Here is a 25,641-nt window from a genome sequence, read left to right as displayed (position 1 = left end):
GCAACAGCGCACGCCAGAAGCATCTTCACAACATCCCATCCTTCTCCCAGGGAGCTGTGGTGCAAAAGAAAATTCTCGGCGCCGCCATGATCGGGCACGCCGTCGAGTCCTACGACTTCGTCATCTACGGCTCCTCAGCGACAATCATCGCCAAACACTTCTTCCCCGAGGGCAACCCGACCCTGGCGATCCTGTCGACCCTGGCCGTCTACGGCATCGCCTTCGTGGTACGCCCCGTCGGCGCCGCCGTCTTCGGCAGCATCGGCGACCGTCTCGGCCGGCGCACCGCGCTGTCCACTGTGGTCCTGATCATGGCGATCTCGACCGCCGCGATCGCGCTGCTGCCCGGTTACACCACAGCCGGGATCGCCGCCCCGCTGCTGCTGCTGAGCTGCCGGCTCGCCCAAGGAATATCAATGGGAGCCGAATACACCAGCGCGGCGTCCTACGTCATGGAACAAGCCCCTCCGAACAAACGCGGACTGTGGATCAGCGCCGTAGGCAGCGCCACCTTCATCGGCTCCGCATTCGCCGCCTTCGCGCTCCTCGCCCTCCACTCCGCGTCACCACACGCCTATACGGAATGGACCTGGCGGATCGCCTTCCTCTTCGGAGGCCTCATGGCCCTGGTCGGCCTCTACATGCGTCTCAGCCTCGAGGAGACCAGCACTTTCCGGAACCTGGAGGCGCACGGCGAAACATCGGCCAGCCCCGTCAGGGAATCTTTCCGCGACTGGCGCCTCTTCCTCATTCTGTTCACCATCTTCACCCTCCTCGCCGTCGTCGTCCACAACCTCCTGGGCTACCTGCCCACCTACCTCACGACCACCGGCGGCCTCACCGAGACCACCGTACTCGTCGCAGGCGGCACCGCCCTCCTGCTGTGTACGGGCCTGTGCATCCTCACCGGCGCTCTCACCGACCGCATCGGACGCAAACCACTACTGATCACCGGAGTGGTCATCGCGGTCACGGGCTCCGTTCCCGCCTACGTCCTCGCCGGCGGCGGAACGCTCCTCACCACACTGGCCGCGGAGGCCCTGCTCGTCATCCCCGCCGCCCTCATCGGCATGCCGGCGACCATCATGGCCGTGGAACTCGTCCCACCTCACATCCGCACCACCAGCACGGCACTCGCCTACAACACCGCCTACGCCGTATTCGGCGGCACGGCCCCACTCCTCGGCGCCCTCCTCACCCAGCACTTCGGACAACTGGCACCCGGCATCTACATCACGATCCTCGCAGCCATCGCGCTCGTCATCACCACCACCGCACTCCCCGAAAGCCGCAACCGCACGACGACCACACGCCGGCCGCACACAGTCAGCCGACGGAGAAACCCAGGTCCGTCACGTACCAGCGACCTGCCACGACTCCGGCCTCGATCTTGATACCGATCTGGCCCTCCTCCACTCCGGTGGAGTGCGACAGGACGATGGCCTTCAATGTCTGACCGTCCACGGTGACCTGCTCACCGTCGACTGTCGCCTTCTTGCCGGTGACCGGGACCTCGGCAACCTTCACCGTCGGGGGATTCTTCGGCTGATCAGGCGTGAACGCGGTGTGCATGCGGTGGATTTGCTTCTCCATCCGTCGCGCCTCCGGCCCATCGCCTCCGCACATCGCCTCGGTGCCGGGCTTCGCGGGAGACCCGTTGGCGGCCGGTGTCGCCATGACCAGGCAGGCCTCTTGGGGACGGTCCTCGACGACCGCGGTCACCCACGTGGCCACCGCCCCCCGCACCGTGGACTGATCACCGGACCGCCCCTTCGGGGATGGGGTGGCCCTGGCCGTCGGGGTCGAGCTGTTCGTGTCCTTCGTGTCCTCTGCCTTCGTCGAGTCCGACGAACACCCCGCGAGGGCCGGCCCCGCCGCCATCACGCACATGCCGACGATCCAGCCGACGACGTTCCTCTTCGACCTGGTCATTCCCATTTGCTCACGCTTCCTCAGTGGTTCCTCATCCTCCGGCGTCCCCGGAACGCATGGCGCGCGCATGGCGCGCCCGCCCGGAGACGGCGGGGAAGCCCAGCCTCCCGGCACCCCCGCCATGGGGTGATCGTTCCGCGTTATGTCTAGGCGATTCCCTGCGCCGGTCCCCCCGGGGCCGCGCGCGCATGGTGTGCCTGGACCGCCCGGAACCTGGCTGATCTGCGGTTTCCCGCAGGGTCAGCGCTGCGGAGAACACCACCGGGTCGGGCGGCAATCCTCATGTCCTCGCCGGTCCGCGGTTTCTAGATTGGCAGGCGTCGGGGCGGGAGGCGCCACGGCGCCGGACCGCCATGTTGGAGACCACGCATGCACTTGATGACCCTGGCTCTGCCCCAGGAGCCCTCGGACGGCATCGCCGGCTGGGCCGCGGACCTCGTGGACGCGATGGGCGGGCCGGGAGCCGGTCTGGCCATCGCGCTGGAGAACCTCTTCCCACCGCTGCCCAGCGAGGTGATCCTGCCCCTGACCGGGTTCGCGGCGGGTCAGGGTGTGATCAGCCTGGCCTCCGCGCTGTTCTGGACCACCCTCGGCTCGGTGGTGGGCGCGCTGGTGCTGTACTGGATCGGCATGCTCGTCGGCCGTAAGCGCATGCACGCCATCTGGGCGAAGCTGCCGCTGGTGAAGACGTCCGATCTGGACCGTACGGAGCAATGGTTCGAGCGGCACGGCACCAAGGCGGTGTTCATCGGCCGCATGGTGCCCATCTTCCGTAGCCTCATCTCCATTCCGGCCGGGGTCGAGCGCATGCCGCTGCCGGTCTTCGCCCTGCTGACCACGCTGGGCAGCCTGGTCTGGAACACGGTGCTGGTGATGGCCGGTTACTGGCTGGGCGATCAGTGGGACGAGGTGGAGACCTACGTCGGTGTGCTCTCCAAGGTGGTCCTGGCCGCGGTTCTGGTGGCCATAGTGGTCTATGTGGTCATGCGCTTCCGCGGGCGCGACCGGCGGCACCACGCTTCATGAGCCATGACGCGCGGCCCGGCCCCTCCGCTCTGTTCACGCCACAGCTTGGGCGATCTTGCCCGGGCTGTGCGGCCGGGCTAGGCTCTGCCCCCGTGCAGGGGGATCCGACGAATACCGCCACTCATCACCTGCTACTCGGCTCACCCGGTCAGCACGACGACAGGGGGGCGGCGGAACCCTCGTGGCCACGCAAGATTCCGGGAGCACTGCTCGGCTGCTGTACGGCCATGCTCGGATTCCTCTATCTGCTGGTCGTCGGCACCGCCTTGGCGGCCTTCCTGCTGTGGCCGCGCACCCGGCCCCGCGCCCTGACCGCGCTCGCCTCCGGGGCCCGCCGGGTCGCGGGGCTGGACCGGGTGCGCCGCTTCGTCTTCTGCGGAGATCGTTTCCCCGAGCACTACAAGTCGTCCGACCAGAAGGTCCTGCGCTATCTGGCGATCCGCAGCTACACGGGGCTGCTGTACACCATCGTCGTGGGGCTGCTGGGGTTCGGCGTCATCCTCGCCGCCGTACTGGCCCTGCGGCTGGTCCAAGGCCGCCTCGACCTCCAGGAACTCCTCACCCAGGCGCTGCTCGGCGGAGTGCTGCTCTTCCTCGACGTGCAGGGCATCTACTCCCTGGCGGCGCTGGACGCCAAGCTGGCCCGCGAGTGCTTCGGACCGTCCGAGCAGGAGTTCCTGCGGCAGCGCATCGACGAACTGGCCACCAGCCGGGCCGCGGTGGTCCAAGCCGTCGACGCCGAGCGCCGCCGCATCGAGCGCGATCTCCACGACGGCATCCAGCAGCGCCTGGTGGCACTCGCCATGCTGCTCGGCCGGGCGCGCCGCAGCCGTGGCCGCAACCCCGAGCAGGTGGACGCCTTGCTGCACCAGGCGCACCAGGAGTCCCAGGAGGTCATCACCGAACTCCGTGAGGCCACCTGGCGGATCTATCCGTCCGCCCTGGACAGCCTGGGGCTGAAGGAAGCACTCAGCGGGGTCTCCGAGCGGTGCTCCATTCCCATCCGCATGGACTTCGAGGTCGACGGTGCGCTGCCGCAGACGGTGGAGACCGCCGCGTACTTCGTGGTGTCGGAGTGCGTGACCAACGCCGCCAAGCACTCCGGTGCCACGGCGATCTCCATCCGGCTCGCGTCGTACGGAGCGGTGCTCCTGGTGCGGGTGGAGGACAATGGCACCGGCGGGGCGGACCCATCGGGCAGCGGCCTCACCGGGCTGCGCAGCCGGGTGGGCGCGCTCGACGGTCTGCTGCACATCGACAGCCCCCTCGGGGGACCCACGACCATTACCGCGGAGCTTCCATGCGCGTGATCCTCGCCGAGGACTCGACCTTGCTACGGGAGGGGCTGGTACGCCTGCTCGTCGAGGAGGGCCATGAGGTCGTCGCGGCGGTGGGTGACGCGGTGTCGCTCATGAAGGAGGTCGAGGAGCAGACGCCCGACATGGTCGTCGTCGACATCCGGATGCCGCCGACACACACCGACGACGGGTTGCGGGCCGCGTTGGAGATCCGCAAGCGCTGGCCCCGGATAAGCCTGCTCGTGCTGTCACAGCATGTGGAGCGCAACTACGCGGCCCAGCTGCTGGCCGCCAACGCGGAGCGGGTCGGGTACCTGCTGAAGGACCGCGTCGCCCAGGTCGAGGAGTTCCTGGACGCGCTGGAGCGAATTCACGCGGGCGGCGCGGCCATCGACCCGGAGGTGGTGCGCCAGTTGGTCATCCGTACCACGCACGGTGACCCGCTCGCCCAGCTCACCCCGCGCGAGCGAAGTGTGCTGGAGACCCTGGCGCAGGGTCACACCAACACGGCCATCGCGCAGAAGCTGCACATCTCGCTGAGCTCGGTGGAGAAGAACCTCAACACGATCTTCGACAAGCTCGAGCTGTCGCACACCGCCGGCTACAGCCGGCGGATCCTGGCGGTCCTGCGGTATCTGGAGTCCTGAGCCGCGCGGTCGATGACGGCACGCGTACCGAGGTGTCCGACGGCGTCGTCCCGCACGCCGTCGGACACCTCTCGGCGCCTGGCACACCGCCGGGCTGTCCGGGGCCCGGCCATGTCCGGGCGGGCACAGCCCGGTTCCGTCACTGGAAGGAGTACGGGTTGAGCGCGTCCTCCGGCAGGTGTTCCACCTGCACCCGGTCGCCGATGCCGGCTTCCTCCGCGAGTTCGAGGAGCACGTCGAAGGCGACGTGGTCCTCCAGGGCGAATCCGGTGGAGTCGAAGACGGTCAGCCCCTCCCGCCGCGCCTCGGCGAGCGCCGGGTCGGCGCACAGCTCGGGCAGCTCGGGGCCCAGGTCTCCGGCGTCGAGCTGCTGGCACTCGCCCTCGCGCAGCGCCTGCCCCCGGTGGTCCGGGATGACGAAGGCGGACTTCAGCACGGACCGCGGCACCTCGTACTTGCCGATCAGATCGGCGCCTATGGCGTTGATGTGGACGTGCGGGCGCAGCCGCCGGCCCTGGAGGACCGGGCCGTCCCCGACCCCGACCGAGGTGACGGTGCAGATGATGTCCGACGCCGCCTCGATCTCCGTGACCGGTGCCACCTCCACGTCGATTCCGAGGAATTCCACGCGCTCGGCGAAGGACTCGGCGTGCGCGGGCTCGATGTCGTGGACGAGGACGCGGTCCAGCGGGAAGACCCGGCTCAGGGCGTGGGTCTGGGTCACCGCCTGGGCGCCGGCGCCCACCAGGCCGAGGACCCGGCTGTCGGGGCGGGCCAGCAGGCGGCTCGCGATGGCGGAGGCGGCGCCGGTGCGGACGGCGGTGGGCAGGATGCCGTCGCCGATGGCCAGCAGACTGCCGGTCACGTCGTCGTAGCGGGCCATCGTGCCCACGATGGTGGGCAGCTGATGGGTGGACGGGTTCGTGGGGGTGTACGCCACGGTCTTGATGGTGGTCGAGTCGCCGGGCTGGTGGTGGGGCATCCATTCGAGGATGGCCGTGTTCTCCGGACCGCGCAGGAATCCGTCCCGCGCCGGGGTGACGCCCCGCCGGCTCTCCTCACGGAACGCCTCATCGAGCCGGTCGATCATCCGGTCCATGAAAAGGTCTAAACCCTTCTCCTGGACGATCTTGGCAACATGCTGCCGAGTGAGGACCGTGGTTTCCATTGTTTCCCCTTGATTCGCATAATGGTGCGGCATTTACTTGCCAATGGATTTTCTGATCCACCGGAAAGGACGAACCGGGATATCAAACTAATGGCCGCGGTTTCCTCCGGTCAAGTTTTCGCCTGGGCGAGTACGGTTTCCCGCAACTGTCACCCTGCGGTTCCCCACAGGGTGACAGTTGCGGGAAACAATGACTACCGAGGCGGTTTACCCCGTATCGACGTCCGGGCCACGGAACTAACCTTTCAGCGTCATAAACCCGTCAGCTGCCCCGAGGGTTCAGCGACATTGGGAGGATAGAGACGGTGCGAAAGAAACCGGCGACGTTACGGGTTGCCCGATGGAGCGCCACACACCCGTGGTCGGCGATCGGGCTGTGGGTCGTGTTCGTCGCCCTGTGTCTCTTCCTCGGCGGCGCCACCGGTTCGGACAAGCTCGATTCCGAGGAGTCCGGGGTCCGGGAGTCGGGCCGGGCAGGCAAGATCGTTTCTTCGGGGGATTTCACCGAGCGGCCCGAGGAGAACGTGCTCATCACCGCCGATACGGGCGGGAAGCTGGACCGGCGGGCAGCGCGGCGGGCGGCCCAGGACATCACCGACCGGATGAAGGAACTGCCCGAGGTGCGGAGCGTCGGTGAGCCGGTTCCCGCACCGAACGGCAAGGCCCTGCTGGTACCGGTGACCATGACCGGTGACGAGGACGACGCCATGAACCGGGTCCGTCCGCTGCTGGACGTGAGTGCCGAGGCCGATCGCGCCCACGACGGGCTCAAGATCGAGCAGGTGGGCGACGGTTCCACGGTGAAGGGCATGTCGGACACCATCGGCGAGGACTTCAGGAGGGCTGAGCTGATCAGCGTTCCGCTGACCCTGCTGATCCTGCTGGTGGTCTTCGGCGCGATCATCGCCGCCGGAGTGCCCGTGCTGCTCGCGCTGTCCTGTGTGGTCACCGCGATGGGCCTGTCGTCCCTGGCCTCGCATGTGCTGCCGGAGACCAGCGCGGTGAGCAATGTCATCCTGCTCATGGGCATGGCCGTCGGCGTCGACTACTCCCTCTTCTACCTCAAGCGCGAGCGGGAGGAGCGCCGTAAGGGCAAGTCCCACCTCGACGCCATCGAGATCGCGGCGGAGACGTCGGGGCACACGGTCGTGGTGTCCGGCACCACCGTGATCGTCGCGATGGCCGGGCTGTACCTGGCCCAGGAGGCCACCTTCGCCTCCCTGGCCACCGGTTCCATCATCGTCGTGGCGGTCGCGGTCCTCGGCTCGGTGACCGTGCTGCCCGCCCTCCTCGCCAAGCTGGGCCGCTGGGTGGACCGTCCCCGGGTGCCTTTCCTGTGGCGGCTCACGATGCGCTCCGGCGAGTCGCGGATGTGGCCGGCGCTGCTGCGCCCGGCGCTGCTCAAACCGGTTCTCACGCTGGTGGTTTCCATCGGCGCGCTGCTGCTGCTCGCCCTGCCCGCCCTGGACATGAGGCTCAAGCAGCCCGGCCAGGACGACCTGTCACGGGACATCCCGATCGTGCGGGCGACGGACCGGCTCACCGATGCCTTCCCGAGCGAGGGAACCGTGCACACGGTGGCGGTACGGGCTCCCGCCGACGAGGCCGGCCAGGTCGAGGCGGCCCTGCGGGGACTGATCGCCCGCGCCGAGGGGAACAGCCTGTTCGCCCACGACCAGACGCCGGTGATCCGCGAGTCCGGGGACCACCGGGTGCACACCGTCGATGTGGGCACGCCGTACCCGCCGAAGAACCCCAAGGCCACCGAGTCGATGAAGGTGCTGCGCGGATGGGTGCCCCAGGCGCTGGAGGAGGTCCCGGACGCCGAGAGCGCGGTCGGCGGCGCGGTGGCCCAGGGCGCCGACTTCACGGTCCATCTGGAGGAGCGCATGCCCTGGGTGGTGGGCTTCGTGCTGCTGCTGACCTTCGGCACCATGGCGGTGATCTTTCGCTCTCTGGCCGTGGCGCTGTCCGCGGTGCTGTTGAACCTGCTCTCCGCGGCGGCCTCGTTCGGTGTCCTGGTGGCGGTCTTCCAGCACACATGGGCGGAGGGGCTGCTCGACTTCGACAGCTCGGGCACGGTGGTGTCCTGGCTTCCGCTGTTCCTGTTCGTGGTGCTCTTCGGGCTGTCCATGGACTATCACGTGTTCGTGGTCAGCCGGATCCGGGAGATGGCCCTGGCCGGCTCGTCCGTGAAGGACTCGGTACGGGAGGGCATCGTTCGCTCGGCGGGCGTCGTGACCAGTGCCGCGATCGTCATGGTCGCCGTGTTCTCGATCTTCGGCACGCTCAACGCGGTCGAGTTCAAACAGCTGGGCGTGGGACTCGCGGCGGCGATCACGCTGGACGCCGTGGTCATCCGGATCTTCGTGCTGCCGGCGCTGATGACGGCACTCGGCCCGTGGAACTGGTGGCCCGGCGGCACGTCCAGGACCGGTCGGCGGCTCTCCTCCGTATCGGCTCCGACCGGAGGGGGTGCCGATGCGCCGACGGCCTCGTGCCCGCAGTCCCCCGGGCCGGAGACGGGCAGGGACGGGGCGCCCAGCGCGTCGCCCGGCCACCCTCGGCGGTAGTGGCCGAACTGCCCCTCTGACGAGGGGGGAGGGCCGTCCCGATACCCCCGGTCGGGAGCCTCCCCCCTCTTCTCCTTCCCGCGCCGCTCGGCATCCCATGGCCGTCAGTTGGCGGCCGTCCCGGTGAGGAACTCCACCATCGCCTTGTTCACCGTCGTGGGGTCTTCCAGATAGCCGTAGTGCCCGCAGCCCTCGATGAGTTCGTACTCGGCTCCCGGGATGGCGTCGGCGACCTCGCGCGCCAGGTGCGGAGGGGTGATCAGGTCGTCCGCGAAGGCGATGACCTGACAGGGGACTTGAATGCCCCGGTACGCCTCGAGCCGATGGTCCAGCGTGCTCAACTCCATCTGGGCCCGATGCCCGGGACCGCCCGCGGGCGAGAGCTCGAACAGGTCGAGCCAGTCGGCCATGGCCGCCCCGTTGTCGAGGGTGCGCGGCGACAGCGACTTCAGGGCTCGTACCACGGCGGCGTACCGGACCGGGAGTTCCACCTCCGCGTCATACAGTTCGATCTCGCCACGCGTGATGGCGGCCCGCAGCGCGTCGGTGCGGCCCCGGGTGGCGATGAGGACGGCCTGGCGCACGAGATCGGGCCGGGACAGCGCGAGCTCCTGGGTGACGAAGGCGCCCAGGGACGTGCCGACGACCCGGCAGGGACCGATCCCGAGGTGCTCGATGAGCCCCGCCACATCGCCGACCATGTCCTGGAGGGTGAACCCCGCGGTCCACCCCGAGGTCGGCGGTATGCCCCGGTTGTCGAAGGTGATCACGCGGAATCCGACGGCGGTGAGGGCCGGCACCTGGTGCAGTTGCCACACGGTGCGGCCGGCGCCGGTCCCCTGGATCATCACGACCGGCTCGCCCTCGCCGGCTTCCTCGTAGTGGAGCTGTATTCCGTTGACACGCATGACCGGCATCTCGCTCCTCCCTTCTCCTTGGTCTTCCGGATACGCGGGCATGGGTGTGGCCCGCCCGTCGGATGCGACGCGTCGGAGGCGTCCCGGCGGGGCGGGCCACACGGCGGTCAGCGGGTGCGGCGGCGCCGCGGCTCAGGCCGCGCCGGCGCCTTCCATGGCCGCGATCAGGCTCTTGGGGCGCATATCGGTCCAGTTGGTGTTCACGTATTCAAGCGCCGCGTCCCGCGTGGCGTCGGCCAGGACCGTGCGCCAGCCCTGAGGAACCTCGACGAACGCCGGCCACAAAGAATGCTGCCCCTCATCGTTGACGAGCACGAGATAGGTGCCCTCGGGGTCCTCGAAGGGGTTGGTGCTCATGAGATCGCTCCTTCTCGAAGAATTCTTCTCTTGCGCTTGACGTACCTTCACGGCTCACAGCCGGTCGGCGAGAAAACGTCCGATACGGGCCGCATTACGGGCATCGGTCATCAGATCTCCGTGATTCGAGTCTACGGGGCAGATCTCGATCGACCCGCCTATCAGGGGTTGCCACAAGTTGACATTCAGCAGGGTTTCCCGGTCCGCGGGTTTCCGGTCCGCGGACACGAAAAGCATGTCCCCGTCGAAGAACTGGGGCACATAAGACCGCATGATCCGGACATTGTTCACGTAGACGTCCTTGAGGGCCAGCACGTCCTGGGCCTCGAGGTGGTCGAGGTGAGCCATGGGGTGATTTCCCCCTTGCAGGAACTCCCGGAAGCGCAGCAGAACCCGCTCCTGGTCTGCTATGAGCTCGTCCATGTCGAAGGTGAACCCCATGGCCCGCAGATTGTTCGCGACCACTTCGTGCTCCACCGGCTCGGAGTGGTCACTGTGCTCCCCCGGCGGGTAGGAGTCGAGCACCGCGAGCATCCCCACCTCCTCGCCCTCCGCCCGCAGCCGGACGGCCAGCGCCTGCGCGGTCAGCCCGCCGAAGGACCAGCCGGCGAGCCGGTAGGGACCGTGCGGCTGCACGGAGCGGATCCGGGCGCAATAGTCCTCGACCATCTCGTCCATGGACGCCGGGAGCGGTCCGGCGCCGTCGAGGCCGCGGGCCTGGACCCCGTAGACCGGCACATCGGCGCCGAGGTGGCGGACCAGTCCCGAGTAGCACCAGCTGAAGCCGCCTCCCGGGTGCAGGAAGAACAGCGGTGCGGCCGTACCGCGGGCGCGCAGGGGCAGCAGCGTCCCCGTCGAGCCGCGGTCGGCGGCCCCCTCCACGACCGCCTCGCCCGTCAGCAGGCGGGCGAGCGCGGCCGGTGAGGGCGCGTCGAAGACCGCGCGTACCGGCAGGTCGCCGCCCATCTCGTCGCGGATCCGGCCGACCAGCCGGGCGGCGAGGAAGGAATGCCCGCCGAGGTCGAAGAACTCGTCCTCGGTTCCGACCTTCTCCACGCCCAGGACCTCGGCGAACAGCGCGCACAGCGCGCGCTCCTCGGGCGTCCTCGGCACGCCGGGGGCGGTACCGGTCCGGTACTCGGGCGCCGGCAGAGCGGCCCGGTCGAGCTTGCCGTTGGGCGTCAGGGGCAGCGCGTCCAGGGTGACGAACGCGGCGGGCACCATATGGTCGGGCAGGTGCCGGGCGGCGTGTTCGCGCAACCGGCCCGCCTCGGGCTCCCCGCCGTGCGCCGCGACCACGTAACCGACCAGCCGCCGGTCCCCCGGCCGGTCCTCCCGCACGACCACGGCCGCCCGCGCCACCTCCGGTGCGGCGGTGAGGACCGCCTCGATCTCACCCGGTTCGATGCGGAACCCGCGGACCTTGACCTGGGTGTCGGTGCGCCCCAGGTAGGTGAGCTGTCCGGCGCGGGTGAGGCGGGCGAGGTCGCCGGTGCGGTACATCCGGGCGCCCGGCGGGCCGTAGGGATCGGCGACGAACCGCTCCGCGGTGCGGTCGGGGCGGGCGACGTAGCCGCGGGCCAGGGCGGCGCCGGTGATGTACAGCTCTCCGGGGACGCCTGGCGGCACCGGGTTCAGCCAGGGGTCGAGCAGCCGCACGGCGGTGTTGTCGACGGGCCGCCCGATGGGGGCGGGGCCTGGCGTCCACGCGTCGGTGTCCGCCGGAAGCGGGCAGGCCGTCACCACATGGGTCTCGGCGGGCCCGTAGTGGTTGTGCAGCCGCACGCCCGGGCGGTCGGCGCAGAACGCGCGGATGGCGCCGTGCGGGGTGAGCGCCTCACCGGCCTGTACCAGGTCGGTGAGGCGCGGCAGTTGAAGCCCCTGGGCGGTGGCGGCCTCGCATACCGCGTCGATGACCAGGTTGGGCGCGTACAGCTCCTGGACTCCGGTGTCGTGCAGCCACCGCGCCAGGCGGGCCGGGTCGCGGCGGACGTCCTCGGGGCAGACCACGAGGGTCTTGCCGTGCAGCAGGGCGGAGAGGATCTCCTGAACGGAGACGTCGAAGCTGACCGCGGTGAACTGGGCCACCCGGGTGCCCGGCCCGCCCGGCAGCTGCGCCTGGTGCCAGTAAAGGAGGTTGGCGAGGGCGCCCGCGGACATCACCACGCCCTTGGGGCGCCCGGTCGAGCCCGAGGTGTAGATGACGTACGCCGGGTGCGCGGGGTCGAGCGGCCTGGCGCGCTCATCGTCGGTGACATCGGTCGCGGGGTACGCGGCGAGCGCTTCGGCGGCGTGCCGGTCGTCGATCACGAGCGTACGGCCGGTGAGCGCCTCCGGAAGTGCCGCGGCCAATTCGCGGGTGGTCAGCACGAGGGCGGGGCGGGCGTCCTCGAGCATGAACGCGATCCGGCCGGCCGGGTACTCGGGGTCGACGGGCAGATAGCCGGCGCCGGCCTTGAGAACCGCGGTGAGGGCGGTGACCAGGTCGGCCGACCGGGGCATGGCGACCGCGACGAGGTCCTCGGGGCCCACCCCGCGGTCGATGAGCAGCCGTGCGAGGCGGTTGGCGCGCGTGTTCAGCTCCGTGTAACCGACCGCGCCGGCCGCGGTTTCCACCGCCACGCCGTGCGGGGCGCGGGAGACGGCCGCCTCGAACCGGTCGGGCAGCGAGGCGTCCGGCGCGGCGCGGACCGCGCCGTGCCCGCCGCTCAGCACCGTGGCCCGTTCGTCCTCGTCGAGGAGCGGCACCTCGCCGAGCCTCGCCTGCGGGTTGGCGGTCATGGCCGTCAGCAGCCGCAGGAGCCGCTCGACGATCCGCTCCGCCGTGTCGCGTTCGAAGAGATCGGTGCTGAATTCGAGGCCCGCGTTCAGCCCGTCCACACCGCCGTCGGGGGCGTGCCGCTCGGCGAAGGACAGCAGCAGATCGAATTTGGCGGTACCGGTGTCCGAGTCGAGTTGCTCGACGGCGAGGCCCGGCGCCCCCACACCGTCCTCGGGGGCCGCCGCGTCCGCCGCCTGCCGCTGCCCGGTGTTGTTGAAGGTGAGCATGGTCTGGAACACCGGGTGCCGGGACTGTGAGCGCTTGGGGTTGAGCGCCTCCACGAGCCGCTCGAACGGCAGGTCCTGGTGGGCGTATGCCGCCAGGTCCGTGTCCCGGACGCGGGCGATCAGCTCACGGAAGGTGGGGTTGCCCGAGGTGTCGGTGCGCAGCACCAGCGTGTTGACGAAGAAGCCGACGAGATCGTCCAGGGCGTCGTCGGTGCGGCCGGCCACCGGGGTGCCCAGCGGGATGTCGGTGCCCGCCCCGAGCCGCGTGAGCAGCGCGGCGACCGCGGCCTGGACCACCATGAAGGGGCTGGCCTTGGTGGCGCCCGCCAGGGAGCGGATCCGCTCGTACAGCGGTCCTGGCACCTGGTACGGGATGCGTTCGCCGCGATGGGCGGAGGCGGCGGGGCGCGGCCGGTCGGCGGGCAGCGCGAGTTCGTCCGGCAGTCCGGCCAGGGTCTGCTTCCAGTAGGCGAGCTGACGCGAGATCAGGCTGTCCTCGTCGTCCTCGGAGCCGAGCACCTCGTGCTGCCACAGGCTGTAGTCGGCGTAGCTCACGGGCAGCGGCCGCCAGCCGGGGGCGATGCCGTCGCGCCGCGCGGCGTAGGCGGAGACGATGTCGCGGGCGAGCAGCGGCACCGACCAGCCGTCGCCCGCGATGTGGTGGACCATGAGCAGCAGTACGTGTTCACGCTCACCGGTCTCGAACAGCCAGACCCGCAGCGGGAGTTCTTCGGTCAGCTCGAAGGCGTACCCCACGGCGGCGGTGATCTCCCGCTCCAGGCGGTCCGGCGCCACGTCGGGGACGACGGTCAGCGCGGGCCTGGCCTCCGGGCCGCGCAGCACGACCTGGTACGGACCCTCGGCGTCCTCGGCGAAGACCGTGCGCAGCGACTCATGGCGCTCCGCGACGTCCATGAGGGCATCCCGCAGCGCCGTACGGTCCAGATCGCCGGTGAGCCTCAGCGCGAAGGGGATGTTGTACGTCGGGGAGGGGCCCTCGAAGCGGTGCAGGAACCACAGCCGGCGCTGGGCGAAGGAGGCCGGGACGCGGTCGGGGCGCGGCTCGGCGGGCACCAGCGCCGGCCGGGCGGATCCGGCCGTGTCGAGGGCGCGGGCGAGCCCGGCCACGGTCGGCGTGTCGAACAGCTGCCGCACCGCCAGCTCGGCACCGAAGACCGAACGGACGCGCCCGACGAGCCGGGTGGCGAGCAGCGAGTGTCCTCCGGCGTCGAAGAAGTCGTCGTCGATGCCGACCGACGGCAGGCCGAGGACCTCCGCGAAGAGGCCGCACAGGATCTCCTCCCGGGGACCGCGCGGGGCACGGCGCGCTCCGGTGGCGGCGGCCGGACCGGTGTCGGGCGCGGGCAGGGCCTTGCGGTCCACTTTGCCGTTGGCGGTCAGCGGCAGCGCGTCGAGGACGACGAACGCGGCGGGCACCATGTAGTCGGGGAGTTCGGCGGCGAGGTGCGCCCGCAGGTCCTCCGGGGAGGGGGCGGTGCCGCGCTCGGCGACGAGGTGGGCCACGAGGCGTTTGTCGCCGGGGCGTGGCTCCCGCACGGTGACGACGGTCTGGGCGACGTCGGGGTGGCTGCCCAGCCGCGCCTCGATCTCACCGAGCTCGATGCGGAAGCCGCGCAGCTTCACCTGTTCGTCCGCGCGCCCGAGGTATTCGAGGGCGCCCTCGTGGTTCCAGCGCACCAGGTCGCCGGTGCGGTACATGCGGGTGCCGGTCGGGCCGTACGGGTCGGCGACGAAGCGTTCCGCGGTGATCCCGGGCCGCCGCCAGTAGCCGCGCGCCAGGCCCGCTCCGGCGATGTGCAGCTCGCCCGCCGTGCCGGGCGGCACCGGGCGCAGCCCCGTGTCCAGGACCATCAGCCGGGTGTTGTCCAGGGGGCCGCCGATGGGGACGGAGGCGGGGACCTCCTGCCCCCGGGGAAGCCGGTGCCGCACCGCGAACGTGGTCGTCTCGGTGGGCCCGTACACGTCGACGACGGTCGTGTCGGGGCAGGCGCCCATCACCCGGCGGACGGACGCGGCGGGGACCGCCTCTCCCCCGGTCCACACCTCGTGGAGGCCCGCGAAGTGTTCGGGTGCCTCGTCGGCGACGAGTTGGAAGAGACCGGTGGTCAGGAACAGCCCGGTGATCTCGTGCTCGACGAGCAGCTCGCCGAGCAGGTCGGCGTCGAGGTCGCCGGGCGGGGCGACGACGGCGGTGCCGCCGGACAGCAGCGGCACCCACATCTCGTAGGTGGAGGCGTCGAAGGCGTGCGGCGAGTGGACCAGGACCCGGGTGTGGGCGCCGCCGGTGAACGAGCGGTCATGGGCGAGTTCGAGCACATGGCGGTGGGTGGCGGCGACGCCCTTGGGGGTTCCGGTGGAGCCGGAGGTGTGGCAGATGTAGGCGATCTGGTCGGCGTGGAGGCGCGGCAGCGGCTCCCCCGGCGCGGGATGGGGCTCCCCCGGCGCGGGATGGGGCTCCACGGCGCCGTCGTCCACGACGACCGAGGGGAGTCCCAGGTCCGCCGCGCGCCCGGCGTTCGCCCGGTCGGTCAGCACCAGGGAGACACCGGCGAGGCCGGTGAGCAGACGCAGCCGGTCGGCCGGGTCGCGCTCGCGCAGCGGCACATACGCGCCGCCCGCCTTGAGGACGCCCAGCGCGGACACGACGACGTTCGCCGAGCGCTCCATGAGCAGCGCCACCGGGGTCTCCGAAGCCACTCCGAGCCCGGTCAGGCGGCGCGCCAGCGCTTCGGAGCGGGCGTCGAGCGCGGCGTAGTCGAGTGCGTCGGCGCCGGTGCGGACGGCGGTGGCGTGCGGGGTGCGGGCGGCCTGGGCACGGAACGCCTCCGGCAGGCTGAGGTCCGGGACGTCGGTGTCCGTGCCACGGCCGAACGCGGCCACGGCCCGGCGCTCGTCCCGGGAGAGCAGTTCGAGCCGGCCGACGGGCCGCAGCGGGTCGGTGGCGACCGCGGTGAGGACGCGCACCACCCGGTCCAGGACGGCGCGGGCCGACGCCTCGGGGACGAGGTCGGGCTGGTGGTCCAGGCGCAGCCGCAGCGTGCCGCCGCGGCCGACCGCGACGAGCGCCAGCGGATAGTGGGCGGCGTCGCGGTTGCGGGCGCCGACGACGGTCAGGCCGCTCGCCCCGCCGGACTCGTCGTTCCCTGCCGTGAGGTCCACGGGGTAGTTCTCGAACACCATCGTGGTGTCGAAGAGTTCACCGGCTCCGGCGAGCCGCCGCACCTCGGCGAGGTCGATCTGCTGGTGGGCCTGGAGCCGGGTCTGCTCGTCCTGAACCCGGCGCACCATGTCCACCAGCGGCTCGTCGGGGCGCAGCCGCACCCGGACGGGCAGCGTGTTGATGAACAGGCCCACCATCGTCTCGACCCCGGCCAGTTCGGGCGGCCGCCCGGAGACGGTGGCACCGAAGACCACGTCGTCCCGGCCGGTCAGCCCGCCGAGTACGACCGCCCAAGCGCCCTGCACCAGCGAGTTGAGGGTCAGCGCGCGCTCCCGGGCGAGAGCCGCGAGCGCTTCGTGGACGGCGGGTTCGAGCTCGGCGTCCAGCCGTCCCGGCACGACCGCGGGCCGGTCGCCGGCCCGGGGCGCGACCAGTGTGGGGCCGTCGAGTCCGGCCACCGCCTCGCGCCACGCGGCCACCGCGGCGTCCCGGTCCTGGTCGGCGAGCCAGCGCAGATAGTCCCGGAAGGGCCGGACCCGTGGCAGCCCGCCGTCGTCGCCCCGGGACGCGTACAGCGCGAGCAGTTCGCGCAGCAGCATCGGGCGCGACCACCCGTCCAGCAGGATGTGGTGGTTGGTCAGGACGAAGCGGTGCCGGCCCGCGCCGAGCCGCAGCAGGGTGAACCGCATCAGCGGCGGCTTGCCGAGGTCGAAACGGCGCCGCCGGTCCGCCTCCAGCACCCGGTCGGCCGCCGCGGCGCGCTCGTCCTCGGACAGCGCGGCGAGGTCGAACTCCTCCCAGGGAAGGGGCACCTCGTGCGGAATGAACTGGACGGGGCGCCGCAGGCCCGCGTAGCGGAAACCCGCGCGCAGATTGGCGTGGCGCCGCAGCAGGGTGCGGCACGCGGCGCGCAGCGCCTCCGGGTCGAGGTCGCCCTCCAGATCCATGGTGTCCTGCACGACATAGACGTCCGGCGCCGCCTCGTCGTAGACGCTGTGGAAGAGCAGGCCTTCCTGAAGCGGGGCCAGCGGCAGGATGTCCTGTAATCCGGGCTGCGTCGCCATCACATGGTCCTCCAGTCGTCTTCCAGCAACTCGATCTCGTCCTGGCTCAGCAGGCTCAGGGAAACGTCCGAGACGGTGAGCCCGCCCGCGTCGGGGCGTTCCGCGTGCTCGGTGAGGGCCGTGAGGGCCTGGAACCACAGGTCCGCGAGGGTGCCGACCTCGGCCCGGTCGAGGATGCCCTCCGCCCAGGTCCAGGTCGCGGCCAGTTCGGGTCCGCGCGGTCCGTCGTCGGTGCGGGCGTTGAGCTCCAGGGGGTGGGCGAGCGGCACCCGGGGGTCGGCGCCGCCGATGCCGGCGGCACTGGTGAGCACGGTCCAGTCCGGGACCGTGGCGCTGCCCGCCTCCCCGGCGTCCGCGACCGTGAAGCGTCCCAGGTAGTTGAACGCCACCTGCGGCTCGGGCAGACCGGTGAACCCCGGTGCGGTGCCCGCGTTGAGATGCCGGACCAGGCCGTAGCCGATGCCCTTGTCGGGCACGGCCCGCAGCTGCTCCTTGATCCGCTTGACGGCCTCCCCCGCGGCCGGGCCCCCCGCGAACGCGTCGGTGAGGTCCGCGGCGCCCGGGTCGATCCGTACGGGATAGAGGCTGGTGAACCAGCCCACGGTGCGGGACAGGTCCACGGCACCCACCAGGTCCTCCTCGCGCCCATGGCCCTCCAGGTCGAGGAGCACCCCGGCCGGCCGGCCACCCGCGGCCCGGCCGCCGCGCCAGCGGGCCCACGCCAGGGCGAACGCCGTCAGCAGCACGTCGTTGACCTCCGCGGTGAACACCGACGGCACCCGGGTGAGCAGCTTCTCGGTGACCGCGACCGGCAGCGTGACCGTCAGATGCGCCGCGCTCCCGTAGGTGTCCCCGTCCGGGTTCAGTGGCCGTCGGCCCAGGAGCGGGTCCCCCGGCCGCAGCACCTCCTGCCACCAGGCGGCCTCCGCCGCCCGCGCGGGCCGTGCCGCCGCCTCGGTCAGCCGCTGCGCCCAGCGGCGCAGCGAAGTGCCCACGGGCTGGAGCTCCGGCTCCCGCCCGGCGCTGACGGCCCGGTACGCCTCGGCCAGGTCGGGTACGAGGATCCGCCAGGACACCCCGTCGACCACCAGGTGGTGGATGAGGAGGAGCAGCAGACCCGGTGTGTCCGCGCCGCGGTCGAACCAGACCACCTGGACGAGCCGTCCCGCGTCCAGGTCGAGACGCTCCCGTGCGGCTTCGGTCTCCCGCCGTACGAGATCCCGCTGGGCCGGCTCGTCGAGCCCGGCGGCGGCCACGTGGCGGACCAGGGACGCGGCGTCGACCGCGCCCGGCCGGCGTATCTCCAGCCGCCGTTCGGGGGCGGCGGTGAGCCGGGCCCGCAGGGCGCCGTGGTGGTCGAGCACCGACCGCACGGCGGACCGCAGATGCTCTTGGCGGAGGGCCCCGGGCACCTGGATGAGGCGCGACTGGTTGAACTGGTCGGCCGGGCCGCCCCGTTCGAGGAACCAGCGCACGATCGGCGTCAGCGGTACGTCACCGACGTCCGCCCCCGGCTCCTCCGTGGCCACGCGGACGGTTTCCGTGGCGATGTCGGCGAGCGCGGCGACCGTGCGGTGCTCGAAGACGTCGCGCACCGCGAGTTCGAGTCCGGCCCGCCGAGCGCGGCTGACGAGCTGGATGGACATGATGCTGTCGCCACCGAGGTCGAAGAAGCCGTCGTCGATCCCGACCCCGTCCAGCCCCAGCACATCGGCGAACAGCGCGCACAGCGTCTTCTCCCGCTCGGTGCGCGGCCCCCGCCGGTCCGTCTCCGGCTTCCCGCCGTACACGGGCGCGGGCAGGGCGCGCCGGTCGAGCTTCCCGTTCAGGGTGAGCGGGAGCGTGTCCAGCACGACCACGGCCGACGGCACCATGTGCTCGGGCAGGGCGGTGGCCAGGTGGGCGCGCAGCGCGTCGGGCCCGGGGGCGGACCCGGCACCGGCGGCCGGTACGGCATAGGCCACGAGGCGTTTGTCGCCGGGCCGGTCCTCGCGCAGGATCACCGCCGCCCGGGCCACCGAGTCGTGCGTCTCGAGCGCGGCCTCGATCTCGCCGAGCTCAATACGGAAGCCGCGCAGCTTGACCTGGTCGTCGACGCGGCCGTGGTACTCCAGGCGCCCGTCCGCCAGTCGGCGTCCGGTGTCCCCGGTGCGGTACATGCGGCCCTCGCCGAAGGGGTTCGCCACGAAACGCTGCGCGGTGAGCCCGGGCCGGCCCAGATAGCCGCGGGCCAGACCGGCTCCGACGACGTACAGCTCCCCGACCACTCCGCTGGGTACCGGCCGGAGCCGCTCGTCCAGCACGTAGACGGCGAGGTCGGGGATCGGTTCACCGATCACCGAGCCGGACGAGGCGGCGACGACGGCCTTATCGAGCGCGACATGCGTGACGTGCACGGTGGTCTCCGTGATGCCGTACATGTTCACCAGGGACGGGGCGTCGTCGGGGTGCCGGGAGTACCAGTCGGCCAGCCGGCCCAGCTCCAGCGCCTCGCCGCCGAAGACGACATGGCGCAGGCGAAGCCGTGCGGAAGCCTCGGGGTCGTCCCGGTCGGCCGCCATGAGCTGGTAGAAGGCCGACGGCGTCTGGTTCAGTACGGTGACCCGCTCGTCCGCCAGCAGCTTCAGGAACCGGTCGGGGGTCCGGCTGGTCTCGTAGGAGACGACGACCAGGCGTCCGCCGTGCAGCAGCGGTCCCCACAGTTCCCAGACGGAGAAGTCGAAGGCGGAGGAGTGGAACAGCGTCCATACGTCGTCGGGGCCGAAGCCGAACCAGTGACCGGTCGAGTCCATCAGGCGTATCGCGTTGCCGTGCGGCACCTCGACGCCCTTGGGCCGCCCCGTGGATCCCGAGGTGTAGATGACGTACGCCGAGTCCAGGGGGGAGAGCGCCACCTCCGGGTCGGCCGCGGGACACCGCTCCGACTCGGCGAGCACATCGGGCGTCACCGTGAGGATCGGCCGCGCGTCGTCGATCACGTACGCGATGCGGTCGGCCGGGTAGGCGGGGTCGATGGGCACGTATGCCGCGCCCGACTTGAGCACGCCGAGCACCGCGACGACCAGTTCCTCGGTGCGGGGCATGCTCAAGCCCACATACCGCCGCGGGCCCGCTCCCCGCTCGCGGAGCAGATGGGCCAGCCGGTTCGCCCGCGCGTTCACCTCGGAGTAGGTGAGGGAGGTGGTCTCGTATGTCACCGCGATCGCGTCCGGAGTGGCCGCCGCCTGCCGCTCGAACCTGGACACGATCGTGTCGCCGGAGGTGTCCTCGGAGGTGTCGTCGGAGGCGGCGGTGTGCCGTGGCGGCGAGGTCAGCTCGCGCCGCTCGGCCGGGTCGAGGATCTGGAGGTCCTGTATCCGGACGGCCGGGTCGGCGGCCACCTGATCCAGCACCCGGACGAAGCGGTCGGCGATGCTCTGCGCGGTCGCCCGGTCGAACAGGTCGGTGCTGAAGTCCAGCGCGCAGCCCAGCCCGGCCCCGGTGGTCCCGGCCGCCTCGGCGATCTCGAACGAGAGGTCGAACTTCGCCGAGGGCGCCCCGAGCGGCCGCCCGGTGACGGTGAGCCCCGTCCGCGCGGTGAGGGGCCGAGCGGCGTTGTTCAGGTTGAGGACGGTCTGGAAGAGCGGGTGCCGGGCCAGCGAGCGCTCCGGGTTGACCACCTCGACCAGCCGCTCGAAGGGCAGGTCCTGGTGCGCGTACGCCTCCAGGTCCCGCGCCCGGACCCGTTCGACCAGTTCGGTGAAGGTGGGGTTGCCGGAGGTGTCGGTGCGCAGCACCAGTGTGTTGACGAAGAACCCGACGAGGTCGTCGAGCGCGTCGTCGGTACGGCCCGCGACCGGCGTGCCGATGGGGATGTCGCTGCCCGCCCCGAGCCGGGTCAGCAGGGTCGCCAGCGCCGCCTGGAGGACCATGTACAGACTCGCGCGATGCGCACCGGCGACCCCCAACAGCCGCTCGTACAGGCCCGGCGGCAGCTCGAAGCCGACCCGGTCGCCCCGGTAGGAGGCGGCGGCCGGCCGCGGCCGGTCGAAGGGCAGGGCCAGCTCCTCCGGGAGCCCTTCCAGCGCCCGGGTCCAGTAGTCGAGCTGGCGCGCGATCTCGCTGCTCGAGTCGGACTCGTCGCCGAGCAGGTCACGCTGCCAGAGGCTGTAGTCCGCGTACTGCACCGGCAACGGCTCCCAGGCGGGGGCACGGCCGGTCGTCGCGCGCGCCGCGTAGGCCGCCGTCAGGTCACGGACCAGGACACCGCGCGACCAGGCGTCGCTCGCGATGTGATGCGTCAGCAGGAGCAGGGCCGAACGGTCGGTCTCCGCACCGTCGGGGCCTCCGGCGACGGCGGGCAGCCGGAACAGCGAGGCACGGATCGGCATCTCGGTGGAGAGGTCGAAGGCGTACCCGGCGGCGCCCCGCAACAACCGGTCGACGGACGCCTCGTCGGCCACTTCCTCCACGGTCAGCGGTACCCGCGCCTGTTCCGGCGCGAGGACCACCTGATAGGCGCCGCCACCCGCGTCGTCCGCGAAGACCGTGCGCAGACTCTCGTGGCGGGCGACCACATCGGCCAGTGCCCGGCGCAGCGCGTCCTCGTCGAGCGGGCCCATCAGGTCGAGGGAGATGACCATGTTGTAGGCGTCGCTCGGTCCCTCCAGGTGCTGGAGGAACCACAGGCGTTGCTGCGCGTGGGACAGCGGCACCCGGGCGGGCCGCTTCGCGCTCACCACCCGGCCTCGCACCGCGGCGGACTCGTCGAGCGCCGATGCGAGCTCGGCCACGGTGGGTGCCTCGAAGACGCGGCGTACGGCCAGTTCGGTCTCCAGCACGGTACGGATCCGGCTGACCAGCTTGGTCGCCAGCAGCGAGTGGCCGCCGAGATGGAAGAAGTCGTCATCGATGGTGACCGACTCCACGCCCAGGACCTCGGCGAACAGACCGCACAGGATCTCCTCGCGCGGCGAGCGCGGCGCCCGGCCAGTGGCGGTGTCGGGGCCGTAGTCGGGCGCCGGCAGGGCACGCCGGTTCAGCTTGCCGTTCGCGGTGAGCGGGAAGGCGTCCAGGGTCACGAACGCGGACGGCACCATGTAGCCGGGCAGTCGCGCGGCCACGTGCTCACGCAGGGCCAGGGGATCCGCTCCGCCCGCCGCGGATGGGATGACATAGGCGACGAGCCGCTTGTCGCCGGGACGGTCCTCACGGACGAGAACGGCGGCCTGCGCCACGTGCTCATGCCCGGCCAGCACCGTCTCGATCTCGCCCAGCTCGATCCGGAAGCCCCGCAGCTTGACCTGGTCATCGACCCGGGAGAGATATTCCAGCTCCCCCACGGCGGTCCACCGCACCAGGTCACCCGTGCGATACATCCGACCGCCACCGGTGCGGTCGAACGGATCGGCCACGAAGCGTTCAGCTGTCAGTCCCGAGCGTCGGTGATAGCCACGGACCACACCCTCGCCCGCGATATACAGCTCACCCGGCACCCCGGCCGGGACCGGTCGCAACCCATCGTCCAGGACGTACACCTGGGTATTGGCGATCGGCCGCCCGATACGGGGCGCACGCGCGGTGTCCGGGGTGACCGGCCAGGCCGTCGACCAGATCGTGGTCTCGGTGGGGCCGTACATGTTCGTCACCGACTCGGCCCGCTCCGCCAATGCCACCGCCAGATCGGCGGGCAGAGCCTCGCCACCGACGAGGACCCGCACACCCGCCAGCACCGAAGCGTCCTCGGCCAGCACCGCCCGCCACAGGCTGGGGGTCGCCTGCATCACCGAGATCCGCTCATTGGTGACGAGCGCGCACAGCGTCACCGGATCCCGCACCACATCCCGCTCCGCCACCACCACCGCCGCACCGCTGAGCATCGGTACGAACAACTCCAGGCCCGCGATGTCGAACCCGACGGTGGTGACGGCCAGCAACCGGTCCGCGTCGGTGAGTTGGAACCGCTCGGCCATCGCCACCACGAAATTCGCCAGCGCCCCCTGTGGCACCACCACACCCTTCGGCCGACCCGTCGAACCCGACGTATAGATCACATACGCCGCATGCGACGGCGCAAGCGGAGCGATCCGCCGCTCCCCCGCCGTCCGGGAAAGCTCCTCGGCGGTCTCGGGCGCGTCCAGCAGCACGTGCGGGATGGCCACGTCCGGCAGCACGGGCGCCAACTCTCCTGTGGTCAGGATGAGTTGGGGTGTGGCGTCCTGGAGCATGTAGGCGAGCCGGTCGGCCGGGTACTCCGTGTCCAGCGGAAGATACGCCGCCCCCGCCTTCCACACCGCAAGCAGCGCCACCAGCAGATCCACCGACCTGGGCAGCGCCACCGCGACGAACGCCTCGGGCCGCACCCCACGATCGGCCAGCAGCCGCGCGAGACGATCGGCCCGAGCGTCCAGCTCACCGTAGGACAGGGACACCCCGCCGGCAGCCACCGCCACCGCATCCGGCGCCCGGACCACCCGCTCCTCGAACAACTCCACCACCGAACGACCCGGCACCTCACACGCCGTGTCATTCCAGTCCCACACCACCGAACGCGCCTCGGCCTCGTCCAGCAGGTCGATACGGTCGAGCGGGGCGTCCGGGGCATCGACCATGCCCTGCAACACACGCAGGTACCGCCTGCCCAGCGTTTCGACCGTGCCCCGGTCGAACAGGTCGGTGCTGTACTCCAGCACTCCTCGCAGCCCGTCGGCTCGGTGCGGCTGCTCGGTGAAAGTGAAGGACAGGTCGAACTTGCCCACGCCGGTGTCGGCCACCACCGGTGAGACGGTGAGGTCGGGGATGTCGGCCACGGCTTGGTCGGTGGCCGCCGTGTCGGTGTTGTTGAAGGCCAGGAGCACCTGGAAGAGCGGGTGACGGGCGAGTGAGCGCTCCGGGTTGACCACCTCGACCAGCCGCTCGAAGGGCAGGTCCTGATGGGCGTAGGCGGCCAGGTTCCGCGTACGGACGCGCTCGATCAGCGCGCGGGCCGTGGGACGTCCAGACGTGTCGGCGCGCAGCACCAGCGTGTTGATGAAGACGCCGACCAGATCGTCGAGCGAGGAGTCGGTGCGGCCGGCGATCGGCGTGCCGATGGGGATGTCCGTACCCGCGCCGAGCCGGGTCAACAGCGCCGCGAGCCCCGCTTGGACCACCATGAACGGACTCGACTGCGTGGCCCGTGCGAGCGCGACCACCTTGTCATAGAGGGGGGCGGGGATCTCGAACGGAACGCGGTCGCCACGGTAGGAGGCGACGGACGGCCGCGGTCGGTCGTACGGCAACTCCAGCTGATCCGGAAGACCCACCAGCGCGGAGGTCCAGTAGCCGAGCTGACGCGAGATCTCACTGTCGGGGTCGGACTCGTCACCGAGGACATCGCGCTGCCAGAGGCTGTAGTCCGCGTACTGCACCGGCAACGGCTCCCAGGCGGGGGCACGGCCGGTGGTGGCACGGGCGCCGTACGCCGCCGTCAGGTCTCGTGCCAGCGGAGCGCGTGACCACGCGTCGCTCACGATGTGGTGCAGGACCAGCAGGAGAATGTGTTCGTCGCCGCCCTCGAGGGCGAACAGCGTCGCCCTCAGCGGCAGTTCTCCCGATCCCGCCGACAGGTCGAAGCCACGGCGCGCGGCCTCTCGCAGCTCCCGTCCGACGCTCGCCCGGTCCGTCTCCACCGTCGTCCACTCCGGCTCGGCCTCGCCCGGCGCACGAATGACCTGGTAGGCCCCGTCGGCGTCCTCGGTGAAGACGGTGCGCAGGCTCTCGTGGCGGGCCACCACATCGCCCAGGGCCAGACGCAGCGCCTCCCGGTCCAGAGGACCGGTCAACCTGAGCGCGATCGGAACGTTGTAGGTGGCGCTGGGGCCCTCGAACTGGTTGAGGAACCAGAGCCGTTGCTGGGCATAAGAGAGCGGAATGCGGTCCGGACGCGCATCGGCCACGGTCACACCACGGCGAACGGCATCGGTCGTCAAGGCGGTGGAGATGCCCGCGACGGTCGGGGTCTCGAAGAGCTGCCGGATGGGCAGCTCCGCCGCCAGGACACTACGGACCCGGCTGACCAGCCGCGTGGCCAGCAGCGAATGACCGCCCAGACGGAAGAAATCGTCATCGATGGTGACCGACTCCACGCCCAGCACCTCGGCGAACAGACCACACAGGATCTCCTCACGCAGCGAACGCGGGGCACGGCCCACAGCCGTCTCGGGCCCGTAGTCGGGCGCGGGCAGCGCACGCCGGTCCAACTTCCCATTCGGCGTCAACGGCAACTCGGAGAGAGCGACGAACGCCGACGGCACCATGTAGTCCGGCAACAACCCGGCCGCATGCTCCCGCAGAACCACATCGGAAACGCTGGAATCCGTCACCACATAGGCCACCAGGCGCTGATCCCCGGGCCGGTCCTCCCGCACGACCACAGCCGCCTGAGCCACCTCGGGATGGCCACGCAGCACA

Annotated in this window: 12 protein-coding genes; 6 read left to right on the top strand and 6 right to left on the bottom strand. The window is 71.1% G+C overall.

Annotated features, from left to right (window positions below):
* Positions 1-59 precede the first annotated feature (59 nt).
* Positions 60-1,394 carry an MFS transporter gene (locus tag ABD329_RS00060; RefSeq protein WP_198275385.1) on the top strand — a complete coding sequence of 445 codons (1,335 nt, stop codon included), beginning with the start codon at positions 60-62 and terminating at the stop codon, positions 1,392-1,394.
* Here ABD329_RS00060 and ABD329_RS00055 read toward each other — a convergent pair.
* Entirely contained in the window at positions 1,327-1,722 is a 396-nt protein-coding gene (locus ABD329_RS00055; protein ID WP_198275386.1) for a hypothetical protein, read from the bottom strand. The two genes, ABD329_RS00060 and ABD329_RS00055, sit on opposite strands and share 68 nt — an antisense overlap.
* 61 nt (positions 1,723-1,783) lie before the next feature.
* On the opposite strand from ABD329_RS00055, the gene ABD329_RS00050 reads away from it, so the two are divergent.
* The 4 genes from ABD329_RS00050 to ABD329_RS00035 all read left to right on the top strand — a co-directional run bounded on the left by ABD329_RS00050 (position 1,784) and on the right by ABD329_RS00035 (position 4,903).
* Positions 1,784-2,062 carry a hypothetical protein gene (locus tag ABD329_RS00050; RefSeq protein ID WP_198275387.1) on the top strand — a complete coding sequence of 93 codons (279 nt, stop codon included), beginning with the start codon at positions 1,784-1,786 and terminating at the stop codon, positions 2,060-2,062.
* 239 nt (positions 2,063-2,301) lie between these two features.
* Positions 2,302-2,958: a DedA family protein gene (locus ABD329_RS00045; RefSeq protein WP_198275388.1), complete on the top strand. Its 657-nt coding sequence runs from the start codon at positions 2,302-2,304 to the stop codon at positions 2,956-2,958.
* A gap of 227 nt (positions 2,959-3,185) precedes the next feature.
* Positions 3,186-4,268, top strand: coding sequence for a sensor histidine kinase (locus ABD329_RS00040; RefSeq protein WP_246618186.1), 1,083 nt, complete (start codon positions 3,186-3,188; stop codon positions 4,266-4,268).
* A complete protein-coding gene (locus ABD329_RS00035; RefSeq protein ID WP_164422414.1) occupies positions 4,259-4,903 on the top strand; it encodes a response regulator in 645 nt (214 codons plus the stop codon). The genes ABD329_RS00040 and ABD329_RS00035 overlap by 10 nt, the downstream gene beginning before the upstream one ends.
* Before the next feature lie 139 nt (positions 4,904-5,042).
* On the opposite strand, the gene ABD329_RS00030 is transcribed toward ABD329_RS00035, so the two are convergent.
* Positions 5,043-6,071, bottom strand: a complete 1,029-nt coding sequence (locus ABD329_RS00030; RefSeq protein WP_198275390.1) for an ornithine cyclodeaminase family protein — start codon at positions 6,069-6,071, stop codon at positions 5,043-5,045.
* A 305-nt stretch (positions 6,072-6,376) separates the two neighbouring features.
* On the opposite strand from ABD329_RS00030, the gene ABD329_RS00025 reads away from it, so the two are divergent.
* The gene (locus tag ABD329_RS00025) at positions 6,377-8,644 is read left to right on the top strand and encodes an MMPL family transporter (RefSeq protein WP_198275391.1); all 2,268 of its coding nucleotides are present in this window, start codon (positions 6,377-6,379) and stop codon (positions 8,642-8,644) included.
* Between the two features lie 104 nt (positions 8,645-8,748).
* On the opposite strand, the gene ABD329_RS00020 is transcribed toward ABD329_RS00025, so the two are convergent.
* The 4 genes from ABD329_RS00020 to ABD329_RS00005 all read right to left on the bottom strand — a co-directional run.
* Positions 8,749-9,561: an alpha/beta fold hydrolase gene (locus ABD329_RS00020; RefSeq protein WP_198275392.1), complete on the bottom strand. Its 813-nt coding sequence runs from the start codon at positions 9,559-9,561 to the stop codon at positions 8,749-8,751.
* Positions 9,562-9,693: 132 nt separating this feature from the next.
* Complete coding sequence (locus ABD329_RS00015) at positions 9,694-9,918, bottom strand: MbtH family protein (RefSeq protein WP_198275393.1); 225 nt, start codon at positions 9,916-9,918, stop codon at positions 9,694-9,696.
* 54 nt (positions 9,919-9,972) lie between these two features.
* On the bottom strand, positions 9,973-17,211 hold the full coding sequence (locus tag ABD329_RS00010; RefSeq protein ID WP_198275394.1) for an amino acid adenylation domain-containing protein: 7,239 nt from the start codon (positions 17,209-17,211) through the stop codon (positions 9,973-9,975).
* A partial coding sequence (locus ABD329_RS00005; protein ID WP_425574266.1) for an amino acid adenylation domain-containing protein occupies positions 17,211-25,641 on the bottom strand: 8,431 nt, incomplete at its 5' end. The genes ABD329_RS00010 and ABD329_RS00005, both read right to left, overlap by 1 nt.

The organism is Streptomyces javensis (assembly GCF_039525925.1).
GTDB lineage: Bacteria > Actinomycetota > Actinomycetes > Streptomycetales > Streptomycetaceae > Streptomyces > Streptomyces asiaticus.
Note: the sequence above shows the minus strand (reverse complement) of the source record. Positions and strands in the feature narration are given on the sequence as shown.